The organism is Capnocytophaga sp. ARDL2 (assembly GCF_041530365.1).
Taxonomy (GTDB): domain Bacteria; phylum Bacteroidota; class Bacteroidia; order Flavobacteriales; family Flavobacteriaceae; genus Flavobacterium.
In genome coordinates this window covers 1,159,666-1,178,554 of record NZ_CP168034.1, presented here as the reverse complement: position 1 = coordinate 1,178,554, position 18,889 = coordinate 1,159,666, and the positions used below count along the sequence as shown (strand labels likewise).

Annotated in this window: 20 protein-coding genes; 19 read left to right on the top strand and 1 reads right to left on the bottom strand. The window is 33.5% G+C overall.

Features of this window, described 5'->3' with window-relative positions:
* Positions 1-64: 64 nt before the first annotated feature.
* Positions 65-1,477 (bottom strand): ATP-dependent RecD-like DNA helicase, encoded by a 1,413-nt coding sequence (locus AB4865_RS05875; protein WP_372474794.1) that lies wholly within the window; start codon positions 1,475-1,477, stop codon positions 65-67.
* A gap of 167 nt (positions 1,478-1,644) precedes the next feature.
* Between AB4865_RS05875 and AB4865_RS05870 the strand changes: the two genes are divergently transcribed.
* The 19 genes from AB4865_RS05870 to AB4865_RS05780 all read left to right on the top strand — a co-directional run bounded on the left by AB4865_RS05870 (position 1,645) and on the right by AB4865_RS05780 (position 18,866).
* Positions 1,645-2,496 carry a ZIP family metal transporter gene (locus AB4865_RS05870; protein ID WP_372474793.1) on the top strand — a complete coding sequence of 284 codons (852 nt, stop codon included), beginning with the start codon at positions 1,645-1,647 and terminating at the stop codon, positions 2,494-2,496.
* A 116-nt stretch (positions 2,497-2,612) separates the two neighbouring features.
* Positions 2,613-2,939: a multidrug efflux SMR transporter gene (locus AB4865_RS05865; RefSeq protein ID WP_372474792.1), complete on the top strand. Its 327-nt coding sequence runs from the start codon at positions 2,613-2,615 to the stop codon at positions 2,937-2,939.
* An 83-nt stretch (positions 2,940-3,022) separates the two neighbouring features.
* Positions 3,023-4,519: a T9SS type A sorting domain-containing protein gene (locus AB4865_RS05860; protein WP_372474790.1), complete on the top strand. Its 1,497-nt coding sequence runs from the start codon at positions 3,023-3,025 to the stop codon at positions 4,517-4,519.
* A gap of 1 nt (position 4,520) precedes the next feature.
* Positions 4,521-8,009, top strand: a complete 3,489-nt coding sequence (locus AB4865_RS05855; protein ID WP_372474788.1) for a DUF6443 domain-containing protein — start codon at positions 4,521-4,523, stop codon at positions 8,007-8,009.
* A gap of 2 nt (positions 8,010-8,011) precedes the next feature.
* On the top strand, positions 8,012-8,404 hold the full coding sequence (locus AB4865_RS05850; RefSeq protein WP_372474787.1) for a hypothetical protein: 393 nt from the start codon (positions 8,012-8,014) through the stop codon (positions 8,402-8,404).
* The gene (locus AB4865_RS05845) at positions 8,391-8,843 is read left to right on the top strand and encodes a hypothetical protein (protein WP_372474786.1); all 453 of its coding nucleotides are present in this window, start codon (positions 8,391-8,393) and stop codon (positions 8,841-8,843) included. The genes AB4865_RS05850 and AB4865_RS05845 overlap by 14 nt, the downstream gene beginning before the upstream one ends.
* 29 nt (positions 8,844-8,872) lie before the next feature.
* Positions 8,873-9,130, top strand: coding sequence for a hypothetical protein (locus tag AB4865_RS05840; protein ID WP_372474785.1), 258 nt, complete (start codon positions 8,873-8,875; stop codon positions 9,128-9,130).
* Positions 9,127-9,519: a hypothetical protein gene (locus AB4865_RS05835; protein WP_372474784.1), complete on the top strand. Its 393-nt coding sequence runs from the start codon at positions 9,127-9,129 to the stop codon at positions 9,517-9,519. The genes AB4865_RS05840 and AB4865_RS05835 overlap by 4 nt, the downstream gene beginning before the upstream one ends.
* Before the next feature lie 102 nt (positions 9,520-9,621).
* On the top strand, positions 9,622-10,410 hold the full coding sequence (locus AB4865_RS05830) for a hypothetical protein (RefSeq protein WP_372474782.1): 789 nt from the start codon (positions 9,622-9,624) through the stop codon (positions 10,408-10,410).
* Between the two features lies 1 nt (position 10,411).
* Complete coding sequence (locus tag AB4865_RS05825) at positions 10,412-10,960, top strand: hypothetical protein (RefSeq protein ID WP_372474781.1); 549 nt, start codon at positions 10,412-10,414, stop codon at positions 10,958-10,960.
* Positions 10,961-10,962: 2 nt separating this feature from the next.
* On the top strand, positions 10,963-11,841 hold the full coding sequence (locus tag AB4865_RS05820) for a polymorphic toxin type 24 domain-containing protein (protein ID WP_372474780.1): 879 nt from the start codon (positions 10,963-10,965) through the stop codon (positions 11,839-11,841).
* Positions 11,838-12,236: a hypothetical protein gene (locus AB4865_RS05815; protein WP_372474779.1), complete on the top strand. Its 399-nt coding sequence runs from the start codon at positions 11,838-11,840 to the stop codon at positions 12,234-12,236. Before AB4865_RS05820 ends, AB4865_RS05815 begins: the two co-directional genes overlap by 4 nt.
* A gap of 75 nt (positions 12,237-12,311) precedes the next feature.
* The gene (locus AB4865_RS05810) at positions 12,312-12,662 is read left to right on the top strand and encodes a hypothetical protein (RefSeq protein WP_372474777.1); all 351 of its coding nucleotides are present in this window, start codon (positions 12,312-12,314) and stop codon (positions 12,660-12,662) included.
* 14 nt (positions 12,663-12,676) lie between these two features.
* Positions 12,677-13,231, top strand: coding sequence for a hypothetical protein (locus AB4865_RS05805; RefSeq protein ID WP_372474776.1), 555 nt, complete (start codon positions 12,677-12,679; stop codon positions 13,229-13,231).
* Positions 13,232-13,240: 9 nt separating this feature from the next.
* Positions 13,241-15,991 carry an RHS repeat domain-containing protein gene (locus tag AB4865_RS05800; protein ID WP_372474775.1) on the top strand — a complete coding sequence of 917 codons (2,751 nt, stop codon included), beginning with the start codon at positions 13,241-13,243 and terminating at the stop codon, positions 15,989-15,991.
* A gap of 172 nt (positions 15,992-16,163) precedes the next feature.
* Positions 16,164-16,688: a hypothetical protein gene (locus tag AB4865_RS05795; RefSeq protein WP_372474774.1), complete on the top strand. Its 525-nt coding sequence runs from the start codon at positions 16,164-16,166 to the stop codon at positions 16,686-16,688.
* A gap of 59 nt (positions 16,689-16,747) precedes the next feature.
* Positions 16,748-17,005 carry a hypothetical protein gene (locus tag AB4865_RS05790; protein WP_372474773.1) on the top strand — a complete coding sequence of 86 codons (258 nt, stop codon included), beginning with the start codon at positions 16,748-16,750 and terminating at the stop codon, positions 17,003-17,005.
* A gap of 7 nt (positions 17,006-17,012) precedes the next feature.
* Positions 17,013-18,326, top strand: a complete 1,314-nt coding sequence (gene rimO / locus AB4865_RS05785) for a 30S ribosomal protein S12 methylthiotransferase RimO (protein WP_372474772.1) — start codon at positions 17,013-17,015, stop codon at positions 18,324-18,326.
* A 186-nt stretch (positions 18,327-18,512) separates the two neighbouring features.
* The gene (locus tag AB4865_RS05780) at positions 18,513-18,866 is read left to right on the top strand and encodes a hypothetical protein (protein WP_372474771.1); all 354 of its coding nucleotides are present in this window, start codon (positions 18,513-18,515) and stop codon (positions 18,864-18,866) included.
* Positions 18,867-18,889 lie beyond the last annotated feature (23 nt).

The window sequence follows — 18,889 nt, the reverse complement described above, 5'->3', positions numbered from 1 at the left end:
TGTAAATATACGATTTTTATCTCAGTCGGCTTCACCTCGTATTTCAATTGTACATTATACATTATTAATTATCAAAATACTTATCCTCAAAACCTATCAAATAGGCTTTTTTCTGGGTACGAGTGAGGGCGGTGTACAACCAACGAACAGCGTCTTTTGACAGTCCTTCTGGTAAATAAGGTTGCTCTACAAAAACCGTATCCCACTGTCCACCTTGTGCTTTATGGCAGGTAACAGCATAGGCAAATTTTATCTGCAAAGCGTTGAAATATTCGTTGTTTTTGATTTTTTGCATACGCAAATAGGCTTGTGAAATGTCCTCGTAATCTTTGGCTATTTCTTGATACAACATTTGATTTTGTTCGTAAGTCAAAGCAGGTGCATCGGCGTTAAGTGTGTCCAAAAGCACAATGGTATCAAAGGGGGCTAAATCGGGATAATCGATCATTTGTACGCGTACGGATGCAAATCTAAATCCATACAATTCGATGAATTTGTAGATTTGCAATATCTCCATCACATCGCCATTGGCTATAAAATCGGTGATTTTGCTTTCTTTCAACCAAAAATAATTGTTTTTTACCACCATTACCAAATCTCCTGCACACAACTCCCCTTCTCTATCCAAAATTTTGAATCGTATCTGCTGATTGTACTGATTGGCTCTCTTGTTGGAACGCACAATAAAAATGGTGTCCTCTACCCCTTTTCGACTGTACGAATCGTGAATCGCATCGAGTATATCGTAGCTGTCGGTCAATCGCCGAATGTCTTTGAAATATTGGGTTTGAAAATTGAAAAACTCAAAAAAATCTTCTTCTATCATTGAACGCAATTCGGTGGCATTGTACAAAATACCTGAATCTTCCGCCTGACGAACCACTTCGTTTAATTCGATTTCTTCGACTTCGACGGGAAAATTACTACTCAAATAATAACTGCTCAACGCCGGACTTTCCTCGCTGCCTATCGGTGGCAACTGGGCGGTGTCTCCTGTAAAAATCAATTGACAATTGGTGCCCAAATACACATAAGTAATCAAATCTTCCAACAGGGATTTTTGCGTTTTTCCGATGTATTCTGTTGCATAATCTGAAATCATCGAAGATTCATCTACAATAAAAACCGTGTCTTTGTGTTTGTTTTTTTTCAATACAAATCCACCGTCTTTTTGCGAAAAATAAATCCATTTGTGAATGGTATATGCGGGTTTGTTGGAATATCCAGCAATTACTTTTGCTGCTCGCCCCGTAGGTGCCAACATCACAGATTTTTTGCCAATCATAGCCAATGAATTGACTACCAAAGAAAGCATTGTAGTCTTTCCTGTACCTGCATATCCTTTCAAAATAAACAAACGATCGTCTTGAGTTTGAAACAAAAAACGAGCAATCATCTGTAAAAATTGCTCTTGTTTGGCAGTTAATGCTACCGACGATTGATTGACTAAATGGTAATAAAATTCGTTTGAATTCATAATATGCTAAATGTGATTTCAACTACAAAGTTAGCCTAATATTTATGATTGAAATAAAAGATATAAATAAATATCACATTTGTACCATATTTTTTTCTAATTTTGCAAACTAAAATTTACAAAAAGAGGTATATTCAAAAGGATTGCCTCTTTCTTTTATTATTGTTATGGAAATATATATTGTCCCTTTTATAGCCGTAATCCTTGGATACTTGATTGCGTTAGTGATGCAACCGAAAAACAAACAGGTTGTAAAATTACTTTTGGCATTTAGTGGTGCTTTTTTGTTGACGATGACGGTTTCGCATTTACTTCCCGAAGTCTATGCCAACGAAATTGTAAAAGTAGAACACTCACATTCGCACGAGCACGATGAACATATACACGATGAAAATTGTGAGCATTCGCACGAGAATCCTTCGAAACATATTCACAACGAAGAAGAGCATGTACATGATGAACATTGCTCTCACGGAAGCGAAGATGCACATATACATCACGATCACGGTATGATGAAACACATTGGTTTGTTTATTATGTTGGGGATTATCTTTCAAATCGTTTTGGAATATTTCTCTCGTGGTGCCGAACACGGACATACACACACACACGAACATCAAAAGGCATTTCCGCTGACATTGTTTATTAGTTTGTGTATTCACGCTTTGTTTGAAGGTATGCCTATTAGCCAGCATTCGCATTTGGCTTGGGGAATCGCCATTCACCACTTCCCCATTGCTATTATTTTGACATTGTTTTTCATCCAAGGAGGTTTGAACAAAAAAATTATCGCATTGTTTATGATCTTATTTGCGGCAATGACGCCTGCAGGAACCTATATTTCTGATGTATTGCCGTTTTTACAAACCTATTACACTGAGATTTCAGCTTTTGTAATTGGTATCTTATTCCACATTTCCTCAACCATCATTTTTGAAAGTAGCGAAGGACACAAATTCAATGCGGCCAAAATGTTGGCAATTGTATTGGGAATCGCGTTGGGGTATATGATTAATTAAGAGATTGAGAATTTCTAAATGCCGAAAGCTTTAATGCCGTTAGGATCTAATCTCTAGTGTCGAAGACTCTAATACCGAAGGTTTAAATATCGTCAAGCACTAAATTGCGTAGCACTATGTACTGGATATTACTTATTATAGCAGGAATATTTGAAGTAGCCTTTACTTTTTGCTTAGGAAAGGCAAAAGAAGCCACAGGAAACATGGTATATCTGTGGTATTTAGGATTTGCTGTTTGCACATTTATCAGCATGAGTTTATTGGTAAAAGTATCTCAAAATTTACCTTTAGGAACTGCTTACGCCGTTTGGACTGGTATCGGAGCCGTTGGAACGGTATTAGTAGGAATTTTTGTTTTCAAAGAACCCGCTAGCTTTTGGCGATTGTTTTTTATTAGCACACTCATCGCCTCGATTGTAGGATTAAAAGCAGTGTCGAATTAGTGTAAGCATTAGCCTTAATACCAAGTCCCAAGAAATTCAGGATTTGTATTCTAACTATTTCTTTATCTTTACATAATTATAAAATGAAAAAATTCACTACATTTTTATCATTAGTTGTCTGTTTCACAATATATTCCCAAGAAGTTTTATGGCAAAAAACAGTCGGTGGTTCGCACGCCGATTATTTGTTTGACATGGTTCCAACAGTAGATTATGGCTTTTTGTTGGCTGGTAGTTCGGTTTCAGACAAATCGGGACTGAAAAAAGAAGAAAACAAAGGTGATTTGGATTATTTCCTTTGGAAAATGAATCGTGAAGGCAATCCCGAATGGCAGTTGAGTTTTGGTGGAGATGGGCAAGATGTGTTACAAAGTATAGTGCAAACTTCAGATGTAGGCTATTTGTTGGGCGGTTATTCCAATTCTGGAATTAGTGCAGATAAATCGAGTGAAAATTTTGGAAAAAACGACCTTTGGTTGGTAAAAATCAATGCAAAAGGGCAATTGGTTTGGGAACAATCCTATGGTGGATTAGGCAACGAACAATTGATAAAAATCATTGAAACTCAAGATAAAGGATTTTTGATTTTAGCTACTTCCAATTCGGATAAACATGCGTTTAAATCGCAAGATAACTTCGGAGGTTTGGATTTTTGGTTATTGAAAATCAACGCTTTTGGACAATTGGTTTGGGAGAAAAGTTTTGGTAAAAATTACAACGATATTCCTCAAGCGGTTGTGGAATTGCAGGACAGTTTTGTGATTTTGGGCAATTCGTTTACTAAATCGATAAATCCATCGGGTTCAAACGATATTGTAATTTTAAAATTAGACAAACAAGGAAATTTATTGCAACAAAAAACAATAGGAACTTTAGAAAATGATTTTTCTAACGATTTATTTTGGGATAAAAACACTGAAAATTATACCCTAACAGGAACATCTTTAGAAAGCGGAATACAAGAAATTGTGTTTTGGCAGTTGGATAAAAATTTTCAAATCATTCATAAAACAGCACATTCCTTTTCGGGCGATGTACAGTTGAGTTCGACTGTAAAAACAAAAGACAATCAGTATTTATTAGCAGGAATTTTACAAGATATTCGCACGAATAAACAGCAATATTTTTCGTTGCTATTAGATGGAAATGGAAATAAAATTTGGGACAAAATCATAACTACCGACGGCGATGATTTACTGAGAAAAGCCGTATTTACCAGAGACCAAGGAATAGTTTTGGCAGGAAATTCTACAGGAAAAAATCCACAATACAAGAAACAAAGCATTGGAAAAGAGGATTTTTGGATTTTGAAATTGAAAGACAACGGAAAAGAATTTATTCAACAAACACCATTGGAAGCCATTCCCAATCCTACAGCCGAATTTTCACAAATAGTCATTCATCAATCGTACAAACAAGGCGAATTGAGCATATATGATATGAGTGGGAAATTGTATCATTCCGAAAAAATAAAACACGGAATAATTCCCGTAGATTTTAGTTCGTTTCCGCAAGGTGTTTATATTGTTTTTGTAAAAACAGACTCGTTTGAAAATTCAATAAAAGTGATTAGAGAGTAATATGAAGTACTTTTTCTATATATTACTATTGATTTTTAGTTGGAAAAGTTACCCCCAATCCTCTACAGAAAATCATACAACAGAGATTGTTTACCCTAATGGAAAAACAACAATGCTTCCTAAAGCAGAGGTTACTACTACTTATTTCGATGGTTTTCAACGACCGATTCAAGTGGTTAATAGTCATACGGGAAATTTTATTCTCAATACTATTACGCATATCGAATACGAGAAAAATTTAGGGCAAGTAAAAAACTATTTGCCTTATGTAAAATCTGCAATAAACAAAGGGAGCAGTGGTAGTATAGGAAGTTCTTTTTTGAATAATATACATTCTACTCATTTTGAATCCAATGCAAAAAGCGAAACGCATACCTATTATCAAAATCGCTTTCCTGATGAAGGGCAACATCCGTATAGCGAACAACGAGTAGAGGCTTCGCCCAATGCTCGAGTAATCGAACAAACTGCGGCAGGTACAACTTGGTCTTTGGCTTCGTCTGCCAATGAAAATCATCGCCATACGCAACGCATACAATATGGGTTTAATACTGCAAATGAAGTAAAGAAATTTGTGGTAAATTCTTCGTGGAATGCCACTCGTGGGCTGTTTGTCAATCAGCTGAGCAATGGTGGATTTTTTGCAGAAAGTAATTTGCAAAAGAAAACTATCAAAAACGAAAATTGGCAACCCAACGACGGAAAAAATAATACCGTTGAGGAATTTTCTACCTTGGATAAAAAACTGATTTTGAGGAGAACTTACCTCAACAATGAGGTATTAGACACTTATCATATTTATGATTTTTACGGCAACCTGTCCTACATTCTCCCACCAATGACAAACGGTGCTATTGATGTGATGTCGTTGGAATTGTATGCCTATCAATATTTGTACGATCACAAAAACCGTGTGGTAGAGAAAAAACTCCCTCAAAAAGATTGGGAATACATCGTCTATGACAAAAACGACCGAGTAGTTTTGACCGCTCCGGTCTATAATCCTTTTGGTACAGAAACGCAAGGTTGGACATTGACAAAATACGATGCCCTGGGCAGAGCAATTCTCACAGGATATTACGACCAACATAGCGTTTCTTCTGCCGATAGAAAAGCCTTACAAGATTTGATAAATTCCTATCCGAGTTATGCCGAACAAAAAACCACCACTACACAAACCATCGACGGTTTGGCGGTGCGATACAGCAACGAGCAGTTTCCTACGCAATACAAATTGCTAACGGTGCAGTATTACGACGATTATCAATTTCCACAAGCACCTACACAGTTTGCTGTTGTGCAAGGACAAACACCTTTGCAAAAAGTAAAAGGATTGCCCACAGGAAGTTTTACGCGTACACTGACTCACCCCAACGAAATGAAGGGTTCGCACAGTTATACGCTGTACAACAACAAGTATCACATCATTAAAACCTATGCAACCCATCATTTGCAAGGCGATACAACTACCGAATACAGTCGCAATTTTCAAGGATTGGCAACGCAAAGTATTACTACACATAAGAAAAATGCACAATCTACGCCCTTGGTAGTAAAAGATTTGTATAGCTATACGCATAAAAATCAGTTGCACAAACACCAACAACAAATAGGGAATCAAGCCATAGAAACCATTGTAGAGCATAGTTACGACGATTTAGGAAATCTTACAACCAAAAAAGTAGGTGGGAAAACCACACCTTTGCAAACCGTACAATACAAACGCAACATAAGAGGTTGGCTTACCGACATCAACAATGCCAATCCACAACAAGCCGATGCAGAGCAGTTGTTTAGCTTGCAACTCAACTACAACCAAAACCCCAATGTGGCAGGAGCAAAACCGCTCTATAATGGCAATATCAACAGTACAATATGGCGAACACAAACCGACGGAATTACTCGAGGTTACCGCTATTTGTACGACCCATTGAACCGACTGACACAAGCCCATAGTTTGCAGTATCGCTCGGCATTGAATGGCTATTTGCTACAAAACGATTACCGAGAGCAATTGACTTACGACAAAAACGGCAATATACAAACCCTACAACGCACAGGGGCAACCATCAATGGGCAAACGGTACAGATAGACGATTTGCAATACAACTATTGGGGCAATCAATTGCTTGATGTAGCCGATGCTACCAACCACACAGCAGGATTTAAAGACGGTAACACCCAAGGAATGGATTATGTCTATGACAATTTGGGCAATATGACCGAAGACCTCAACAAGGGGATTTATCATATCAAATACAATCATTTGAACCAACCGGTGGAAGTACATCTTTCGCAAGGAAAAATCTATTATCTTTACGACGCCGTAGGCACGAAATTACAAAAACGCATACAGCCCAACCAAGGAGCAGTAGTTACGAGTGATTATACGCACGGTTTTCAATACGAAAACGGCAATTTACAGTTTTTTGCCCAGCCCGAAGGCTATGTAAAACCACACAACGGTGGTTATTTGTATGTATATCAGTACAAAGACCATTTAGGGAATATCCGTTTGAGCTATGCCGACCTCAATCAAAACGGCAGTATCGAACCTGTAAGCGAAATCATCGACGAGGCGAATTATTACCCATTTGGATTGCAACACGAGGGGTATAATATGTTAGCAAGTACCAATCATCGCTACAAATATCTCAACAAGGAGTACGAAGAACGATTGAGATTGAATGTTGTAGAAACGGATTTCCGCCACTACAACTCGGCAATTGGGCGATTTAGCTCAATAGACTTGTTAAGTGAATTAGCACCAAACATTACTCCGTATCGTTATGGATTTAATAATCCCATATATTGGCAAGATAGAACAGGGTTGTTTGAAAGCGAGATGGAGGCGAAATCATTTGCATTGAGAAATAAAATGTATTGTGCAGAAATATTTAGTGATGCAGGAACTTGGATGGTTAGGTATGATGCAACTACATATATGAAAATTGGCACTACTCTTAAAAGTTTTTATAATATTGGTAACCTTCTTGTTATAAATTTCACAGAAATAATGAGTGCTGATTCTTCTGGAGGAGGTGGATTGGGAGGTGTTGGTTCTGGTTTAGGCACAACAGGAAATTCATCAAATAACAGTAGTGGAGGTAGTTTCGGAAATCAATTAAATGATTTCAATAATGGAGTTATGTTTACTGCAACCCATGTTTCTAATATTTTTGAAACAGGTGCGTTAAGAGCAAAGAAAAATGCAACACCAAAAGATTTAAAAGCTATTTCAAAAATAGTCAAAGTTACAGGAGCTATTTCTATTGTTGGTAATGTTTCTACATTAGGAAGTGCTATTTACTCTTGGAATAACAACAAGACATGGGGAAATACTACAAGAGTTGGAGTTCAGATAGGTATTATAACTATTGAATATGGTTTAAATTTATGGATACCAGGAGTTGGAGTTGTTGTAGGAATAGCTCTAAATGCATTAGAAAATGAGTATGGAGAACAACTTTATAATTATATAGATTCTTAAAAATGAAAAAAATTTACAAATTAATGATTTACAAAATATACAGAATAGCTTTAAAACAAAACGAAACAGTACCTATTGTTATAGGTTTCACTTGCTTTATGTCAATATTTGAATTGATTCATATCGTCATTGCATTAGGTTTTGTTGAAATACTCTTAAATGTTCAAATTAATATTAATTCAGATTCTGACATTATTTTTAAAATTCTCTTTATAACATTAGGAATAGGATTAAATTATTTTCTTTTTTTAAAAAACAAATGGATTTATAAATTGAACGAAAGATATAGTTCCCAAAATAGAAATAAATTCAGAGACAATTTGACATTTGGTTTATATCTTTTATTTTTAGTTTTTTGTATTGTTTTTATTACTTGGATAAATGAAAATAAATAACACTTGTGGGAATCCTGTATATTGGAGCGCCCCAAGCGGAGCAGATGCAACCTCTATTTATCACAATGGAGAGTTGATGGGGTGGCAATTTACAGGCGAAGACGCTAAAGATATTTTTATGCTATTGACAGGACAAACTGCAAAACAAGAATTAGAAGTAACTGTACAAAATATTATGAAGTTGTCTTCGTTTGATAAGGATGGTGAAGGGAGTGGAAGCAGTAGTAATAATAGTGGAGGTGATAAAAAAAATAGTTTTCTAGGAAATAGAAATTATAAAAGTTATAACGATTTTTATCAACAACATTTGAAACAAAAGTTTTTAAACAATTTTACTTTTGAAGATGCTATATATCATTATAATTTTGGTAAAGGAGAACCTGTTTATGTAAATTTAAGTTCTTTAAATTTTGATGGAATTACAGTGGAAAGATTTTAAAATATAAATTAGAATATCAAGATCATAAAATGTTAGTTGTTAATTTTTTAGGAAATGATTTTGTAAACAATAGAGTAGAGCAAGGGTTGATTTACGGAAATATATCATTAGTATATATTGGAAATAATAGAATAATGGCTTTACCCAATACATACAATTTTGAAATACACCATGGAAAAATTTTTACAATGAGAAATTTTTTAACTTTTATGGGAGGGATGTTTAATGGACACGGTACGGCTTATCCTATATACTTTAATGGTACAACAAAAATTAATACACGATGAAAAAAAACATCTTGATTTTACTGTATGTCTTATGCTTCAACTGTACAAATAGCTATAGAAGTGATAAAGAAATTTTCATAAACCAACTAAATAAACTGTTACAAACAGAATTTAAAGTAAATGAAAATAGAATTGGTTTTGAAACAGAACAAGATTTTAGTTCGCAAACTACTACTCTTATTATACCTTTGTCCAATGAAGAAGCACAATCGATTTTATATGCTAATTTGAAAAAGTTCACTTATTATGAAAATAAAATAGATAGTTTAGTATACAAAGGTTATCATTATTCAATTACAAATGATGAAAATTTTAATAGAGAAAGTGTTCATATAAATTTTAGTAAAGACAATCCTATGTTGGTCTATATCGTTCATTTTCAAAAGTAAAATTTTAATATGTAATGAAAAAGACATTTAGGATTAAACGCCGTAGAAACCGACTTCCGTCATTACAACTCGGCAATTGAGCGATTTAGCTCAATAGATTTGTTGAGTGAGTTAGCCCCAAACATCACTCCGTACCGTTATGGGTTTAATAATCCTATATATTGGCAAGATAGAACAGGTTTGTTTGAAAGCGAGATGGAGGCGAAATCATTTGCATTGAGGAATAATCTGTCTGGTTTTGAATTGTATAAAAGAACCGACGGACTTTGGGGAGTTGATCATAATTCGATTTCTTATGTACGCGTAGGAGAAAAATTGCAAGTTGCTTATCTCATAAAAGATGAAATGATTTTTGAATTATTTAAATACGACGGTACTACAGGTAGTGGTGGAGGTAGCGGTAGCGGAAGTAATTCTGGTAGTGGTGGTAGTTTAGGTGTAGCCAATAATATAAGTGGAATACCCACTGCCTGTTGTCACCATAATGTTGCTATTCCTAATGGTTCTAATAGTAGTTTTTTAGGTAATAGTTTTAGTGGTTATATTCAATACGGAGGAGGAATGAGTTCTGGCTTTATAGGCTCTTCTTTAGGAAGTAATGGAGTGTTATACGGTTCAATGAATAATATCTACAGTCCAAGCCTTGATTTAAATACAAGAGTTAACCTCTTGAAACATATTTCAACTTTAATGGATGGAATTAGTATAGGACAAGATTTAATAGATAGTTTTTTTCCAAATAACGAAGTGGATATAAGGTCTTTTAATTATATTAGAACAGACACTATTTGGTTTAACTCTTTCAATCCTGTAGGTGCAAAAAGTAGAGCTTATGATGTAATTATCAGTAATGGAAGAGGATATATTATTAACGGAGATACAATTAGATAAAATGAAAACAACAACAATTTTAATACTCACATTAATATGTGTGTCGTGTAGTGAAAATCAAAAAGGAAATGAAATTAATCACGACAACCTTTTTATTGAATATGCTAAAAAAGAAAAAAGTGATTTTGATTTTTTGCAACAAGAAATTTTAGAAATAGAAAAGTCAAAACGAACAACTGAAGGATATGAAAATTTCAAGCAAAAAACTGAGGATTATATTACATATTTAGATGAAATCATTGAAAAAACTACTGTTGAAAACAGTAATCCATTTTTTCAAAACGACCAAGAAATCGCAGAGAGTAAAAATTTTATGAACCTAACAAAAGAATATCTTTCTTGTTTTGAGAAATTTGAACTTTCATCAACTTCTAAACTAAGAATAGAAAAACTTTTAGGGGTGCATGATGTTCCAATAGGTGAAAATAGTTTTGCTTTGTATATGTATTGGTATTTCAATGGTTATTCTCCAAAAATGGTTGTTTTTCAATTAGAAAAAAGAAAAAGAGATGTGTTGTTAGTAAAAAAAGATGTTTTATTAAACGATTAGGATTGCATGTTGTAGAAACGGATTTCCGCCACTACAACTCGGCAATTGAGCGATTTAGCTCAATAGATTTGCTAAGTGAGTTAGCCCCAAACATCACTCCGTACCGTTATGGGTTTAATAATCCTATATATTGGCAAGATAGAACAGGGTTGTTTGAAAGTGAAATGGAGGCGAAATCGTTTGCGTTGAGGAATAATCTGTCTGGTTTTGAATTGTATAAAAGAACCGACGGACTTTGGGGAGTTGATCATAATTCGATTTCTTATGTACGCGTAGGACAAAAATTGCAAGTTGCTTATCTCATAAAAGGAGAAATGATTTTCGAATTATTTAAATACGACGGTACTACTGGCGGAGGCGGTGCAGGAAGTAGTTCAGGTAGTGGTGGTGGAAATATAGGAGGAAGTGGAAATTTATATAATGGTACTAACGGTGTAGTTTCGTCATTACAAACTACTCTTGATGTAATTGGAGTTTTCGATCCAACAGGTATTTCTGATGGAATAAATGCTGTAATATATTTAATTAACGGAGATTATGGAAGTGCTGCTATTAGTGCAATATCAATTTTGCCTTTTGGAGATTTAGCAAAAGGAGGGAAATATGCATACAAAGCCGCTTCTGTTGCTGAACAAGCGACTAAAGTAAGTAAAGAAATTGGAAAAAACTCTATTTCATTAAGGACACCAAATAAGATTATTCATTATGACTTAGTTGGAGCAACTCATAAAGGGGTTCCAACCCCTCATGTACAACATTCATATAAAAATTTTAATCCAAATACAGGTGAAATTTTTTGGAATAAAGATAGGCATTGGGTACGTCCTATGACACAACAAGATATTAGAACTATCTATAATCACATAAATAGAAAAAAATGATAGAAAAAAATGTTTGGACAGAAACAGATTTTATTGATATGAGTTGGCATGACTCTTTAATTCATTCAATATCTTTTCCAGATAACAATTTCGAGTTTAAAATTGAACTTGAATATATATTTAAATGGGATTTAAATAAGCAAAATGTTTATGATTTATGGATTTCGCCTTGTACTTTGATTTTTAATGATGTTTCTAATTTAGAAATTTCTATAGATTATAAAGATTCAATGTCATTGTATATTTCAGAAATTATTATGAAAAACAAAAGAAAATCTGTCAATGGCAAAGTGTTTTTATATGATTATGAAATATTATTAGATAAAGGGGTTATCAAATTTAGTGCTTCTGGGTTTAAACAAATTGTAAAACAACAACCTATGCTATTAAGGTAATTTCAATTACTCTTGGTGTTGCAGATAGTTTAGGAGCATTTGATTCATTGTACAATTCTTTTAATTAATATATTTATGGCACCTTTATTTTTGATAATAAGTTTAATAATAGTAGCTATTTTCTTATTTGATAGAACTATATTGAGTAATCCAAAATACAACAAATACTTCATTGTATTAGGAACTTTATTTTTTCTATTAGCTGTTTTGTTTAAAGATATAAAAGGAATTGAGTTTTTAAAAATCCCTATTATTCAATGGGTTTCGTATAAAATTCTTGTTTGGATAATTGTGAAATTTTATGGTCGAGAACCGAAAGATACATTTTGGAGTAACGATTTATCGTTAATGAAAGATGGTATTCTCAATGCTATATTTTGGTTTGTTGCTTTTATTTTTCCAACAGTGTATTTCTTGTCGAGGTAAATTTATAATAAAAAATGAAAACAACAACTATTTTATTACTCACATTGATTTTTGTTTCGTGTAAAGAAAAACCGACAAATGTACCCAATTTACCTAAAGAACCCTTGGTATTGGATAGGTCTGTGATGAATGTACAACATTCGTTTACAGAAGACATTGTTTATCTTAAAAATTCAAATGAGGAATTAAGAAAAGGAGAAGCAAAACTTTCTTTTTTGATAGATAATTATTTGGAAAAGCTCGAATATTATCAGCGTTTGTGTACAGGAGAATACAATCCTTTTTTTGAAAAGGGAAAGCGAACAAAAATGACCAAAGAAGGAAAAGAATTTATTGAAATTTCCCACCAATTTGTTAATGAAATTAGTGCTTTTAGCGAAAATGAAAAAATAAAAAATAGAATTTTTGATTTGCTGAATGTTGAAAATTTCGTTTTGGAGGATGGTTGGCAAATCCCTTATATTGAATATAATTTTCGTGATTTGGATTGTGAAACGTTTTATTTTTTATTGGAAAATAGAAAAAAAAATATATTGTTGATTGAAAATCAGATGTTATTAAATAAATAAAAATACACGATGAAAAAAATCTACACAATGATATTTTGTTGTATCAGTTATTTCAATTTTGCACAAGAATCTAATGTACAAACGGTAAACAATGCCGTGTTTCCAGTGGCTTTGCATACAGGTATTCCGCAAATTGAAATTCCACTGTTTGATGTAAAAACGCAAAATCCTAACTTCTCTTTTTCACTAAAAGTAGAAAACAATCACTATGCATCGATCAATAAATATTTTTCTACCAATGATATAGGAGACTGTTGGTCGTTGAACCTAATAGGTAGTATTGCAATTACTTCGGGGTATGACGAATCTTATTATTCCGATTTTCATTCTAAAAACGGAAATGCTGTTTATCATTATAGCATAATGGGATTGACTGGAAAATTTGTAATCGTTAAAAAAAATACGAATTTTACAATCAAAGTGTTAGAACAAAATGATTATGCTGATATTCAATTTCATTATACATATTCAAATGAAAAGTTTCGATTGCATACATTTACTATTACTGACAAGCATGGTACTAAATATCATTTTGCAAATAGTGCCAAAGAAGGAGTTTCCGAAGGGGCTTTTACAAATACACTGTTTGCAGAAAAACGAACTTTTTATGTAAGTTGGATACAAGACAAACACAATAACGAATTATTGAAATACAATTACGACGAGGAAAATACAAAAACTGTAACATTTAGAAAAAAATACAGTTGTAACTTCAAATCTGTTGATATTATTAATAAAGGCACAATTGAGCTTTCTCCTAAACAGTCTCCAAAAAGAAATTTGAAGTATAAAAATTTAAGCGGTCATGTGATAGCGGATATAGATTTTGAAATGACCTCTAGTTTTTTCAAAGTAGCATTAGGCAAAGTAGTTTTTCACAACAAGCAAAGAACAGCTAAAAGAACCTATCAAATATTCTATGATTTGATAGGTGGTTCTCCTGATAAAAATTATAATGGTTTTTATCACAAAATAGAATGTCCTGATAATGGTTTTATTCCTGCAAACCTCTATTTTTCTTTAGGAGCTGTTTCAAAGATCATCACTCCAGAGGGCGGTGTAACTTTTTATGAATACGAACCTAATACTGTTGGGTACAAAGAATATACAAACCTCACAAGAGCTACTCCTGGAAGACCTGTTTATAATATGATTCTAAATGAATTTAAAACTCGTGTTGCTGAAAATTATACTTTTGAAGAAATTCCTCTAACTTACGATGCTCAAAATGGTGGCTATTGGGTTGATTTGACATTATACGAACCTTATGATACAGATATTTATAGGCAGTTATTTATTGATTTTAAGTTAAATCCTATTTTTACTAATTTTCCACAGCACTCTTTTTATTACCCTAAAATATACGCTGTGAATTCTAAGAAAAACAATCCTCAAACGGCTGTTTCATCATATAATCAACTAAAAAACAACACCAATTGCTTTCCTAAAGCAACATTGAATAGGGTATTAGATGATGAAATTTATTTTATAAAAATAGAACCTGAATACAAGCAGTACTATGAATATGTAAGAGCCTATTATAAAAAGGCTAAACCGTTTAACCAATTGAAATTTTACAATTATACTTTGGGAAGTCGTATCAAACGAATAAAAAGTTTCTCAAAAAACACCACTAATATCAATTCCAATCAAAATGTGGTCAATGAGCAATTGTTTTCTTACGAAATTCCCAATCATCCGCGTACAAGTAGTGGATATTCGCACTATTTTACCACTTATTATACAGATAATTGGTATAAAACCAGAAACATCATCGATTTTCATTCTTTGATTATGTATAAATTTATAACGGTAGAAACGCCTAGTAAAGGTAAAGTTATCAACGAATTTGATTTATCAGAATCTAATAGTGTATTTAAAAGTAAATATCCTTTCGGCATAAAAAAATACAACACTCTGAATCAATTAATTGAAACTATCGAGATAGAGCAAACATTTTCACCTGCTCCATATAATTTGAGTATAAATGGGAATAGCGTTTCTATTCACCCTAAAATGTTGTCTGAAAAATCGACCATTTCATTGTATGAAAGCAATTCAAACATTCCTAATAAAACTATTATTGAGAGTTCGTATGATAGTATTACCCAAAATATGACTCGACAAAAAATACATTTAGTAGGATTGAATGAAACATTAGACAAACAAATCAGTTATTCAAAATTGGGAAATGCGTATTACAAAACTCAAGTAGTCAATACCAAAAACAATCAACCACTCAATCGTACGAAATGGGATTATCAAAAATATGGATTGAGTAATTTTCAACAAGGGTATAATTTAACGAAAACTCATATCGCCAAGGCAGAATTACCATTTGAGATGGAGCAAGAAATAACTCGTTATGACAAAAACGAAAATATACTCGAATATAAAACAGCCAAAGGTGTATGGGTTTCACAAATATGGGGATATAACCAAACAGAATTGGTTGCAAAATTGGAAAATGTGCGTTATTCGACGATTCCTACATCGATAATTAACCAAATTACACAATATTCCAATCCATTGCAATACAATGAAAATTTGTTAATTACCGCTTTGAATCAATTGAGAAATCATTTTCCTCAAGGATTTGTTACAACCTATTTACATCAACCTTTGGTAGGTGTGAGTAGTATAACCGACCCCAACGGTAGAAAAGAATCCTATCGATACGATAGTTTCAACCGTTTGTATCAAGTAATCGACCACAAAGGTATTATAATCAAAGAGTATTTGTATAATCTTAAGAATTAAAGCGTAAGTAATATTTTATAAAAGAACTTTGGACAATAAAAATTATTTTGTAATTGTTTTATCAATTTAAACTCGAATCCGTATATCATCTGATATGTAAAAACAAGAAGTTAAGAGGAATTCAATGTAAAAATGTAAATTTAATACCTTATCTTTGCAAAAATTTTCCCACATGAAAAAATTACAATATATCATAGGAGCAATTGCTCTGATAAGTAGCGTACAAACTACAGCACAAGATTTTGAATCTAAAAAGTTTACAGACGGAAACAAAGGAAAGTTCTTTGCCTATTGGGGTGGAAACAGAGGTTATTTTTCCAACTCTGATTTGCATTTCAAAGGAGCTGATTATGATTTTGTTGTTCATGATGCATCGGCTCATGATAGACCTAAAGGTTGGCACATCGACTACATCAATCCATTGAGATTGACGATTCCTCAAACCAATTTCCGTATGGGGTATTTCTTTTCTGACAAGTGGAATGTGTCATTGGGATTTGACCACATGAAATACGTAATGACTCAAAATCAAGTAGCAAGAGTTACGGGACACTACCCAAATGTAGGTAGCTACAATGAGGTAATGCCTGATGGAATGACCAAACTCACACCTCATTTTTTACAATTTGAGCATACAGACGGACTCAATTATGTAAACACAGAATTTACCTATACAGAGATATATCAAAATATTTAGGTATCAGAAACACAGACAAAATCCAAATAAATGCGTTAGCAGGTGCAGGAGTAGGATTTTTGTATCCCCGTACAGATGCAACTGTTTTAGGTCGTGGTAGAAAAGACTCTTTTAATGTAGCGGGTTGGGGTACTGGTGCCAAAATTGGTGCAAATATTACTTTGTTTAAACACTTTTTTATTCAATACGAATCAAAAGTGGGATATATCGACATCGTAAAAAGTCCAACATCTGACACAGGAAACGATTCTGTCTCTCATGATTTTACCTTCTTCCAAACGATAATCGCCGTTGGAGGAATTATCAAAATAAACTAACAACACCATGCGTACAAAATCAATTAGAAAAAATAAAATCAATGTAGTAACCCTTGGTTGCTCAAAAAACCTTTACGATAGTGAAGTATTGATGGGGCAACTAAAAGCAAGTGGTAAAGATGTAACCCATGAGGCAGTAAACGACAAAGCCAATATTGTGGTGATCAACACTTGCGGATTTATCAACAACGCCAAAGAAGAATCAGTTAACACCATCCTCGAATATGTAAACAAAAAAGAACAAGGATTAGTAGATAAAGTATTTGTTACAGGTTGTCTTTCTGAGCGTTACAAACCAGATTTGGAAGCCGAAATTCCAGATGTGGACAAATATTTTGGTACTACAGATTTACCGTTGTTGCTCAAAGCGTTAGGGGCGGATTACAAACACGAATTGTTGGGTGAGCGATTGACGACTACTCCAAAAAACTATGCATATCTCAAAATTTCTGAGGGATGCGACCGTCCGTGTTCGTTTTGTGCGATTCCGATTATGAGAGGAAAACACATTTCTCAACCTATTGAAAAATTGGTAAAAGAAGCGGAAAATTTGGCAAAAAACGGCGTAAAAGAATTGATTTTGATTGCACAAGATTTGACCTACTACGGATTGGATTTATACAAAAAACGCAACCTTGCCGAATTGCTGGAAAACCTTGCCCAAGTAGAAGGTATTGAGTGGATTCGTTTGCATTATGCCTTCCCAACAGGCTTTCCGATGGAGGTATTGGACTTGATGAAAAAAGAACCAAAAATCTGTAATTATATTGACATTCCATTGCAACATATCGCTGATAATGTGTTGAAATCTATGCGTAGAGGTACCACTTATCAAAAAACAACCGATTTGTTAAAAGAATTTAGAAATCGCGTACCCGAAATGGCTATTCGTACTACTTTGATTGTAGGCTATCCTGGTGAAACAGAAGAAGATTTCCAAATTTTGAAAGATTGGGTAAAAGAAATGCGTTTCGAAAGATTGGGTTGTTTTACCTATTCACACGAAGAAAATACCCACGCCTATACATTGGAAGACGATGTGCCAGAAGAGATAAAACAAGTCCGTGCCAATGAAATCATGGAGATACAAGCACAGATATCGTGGGAGTTGAACCAAGAAAAAATCGGAAAATCGTTCCGTTGTATCATCGACCGCAAAGAAGGCAATCACTTCATCGGACGCACCGAGTTCGATTCGCCAGATGTGGACAACGAAGTACTCATCGATGCTACTCAACACTATGTAAAAGTAGGTGAATTTGTCAATGTAGAGATTCACAATGCTACAGAATTTGATTTGTACGGAACACCAGTAAAGTAAATAAAAAAAGAGACTGTAAAAAACAGCCTCTTTTTTTATAACATTTAAATTTACCATATAATAAATTTAGAAATTTAATTATTCCTCCTTAAAAAATTAAAAAACTTTTGCATTTATAAAAAATATAATAACCTTGGAACTCATTTTCTCGAATCATAAATAATTAATTAATAATATTCATTAACAATGAAAAAAATAATAATATTATCAGCTTTTTTACTCACATTATTCAATGTTTCTGCTCAAGAAACTGAAACAGATAGAATGAATATTCTTCGTGAAAACTACAACAAGAGCATGGAATATGATACGGAAATTGGTTTGATTAGACGATTCAACTCAAAGGTAAGTATTGAACAATTCCTAAAAGAAACCTCTAACCTTTATCCACATTTGGAGAAGGTTGAAAAATGGTTTGAAGATAATTTAGACAAAACCAAATTTACATCTGTTGAAGAAGCCATTACTTTGTATAGAAAAATGTACGAAACAACAGAACAAAATTTAAAAACAAGAGGTTATTTACCTATTGAAGAATAATAATGAAAAAGAGGCGACATTTC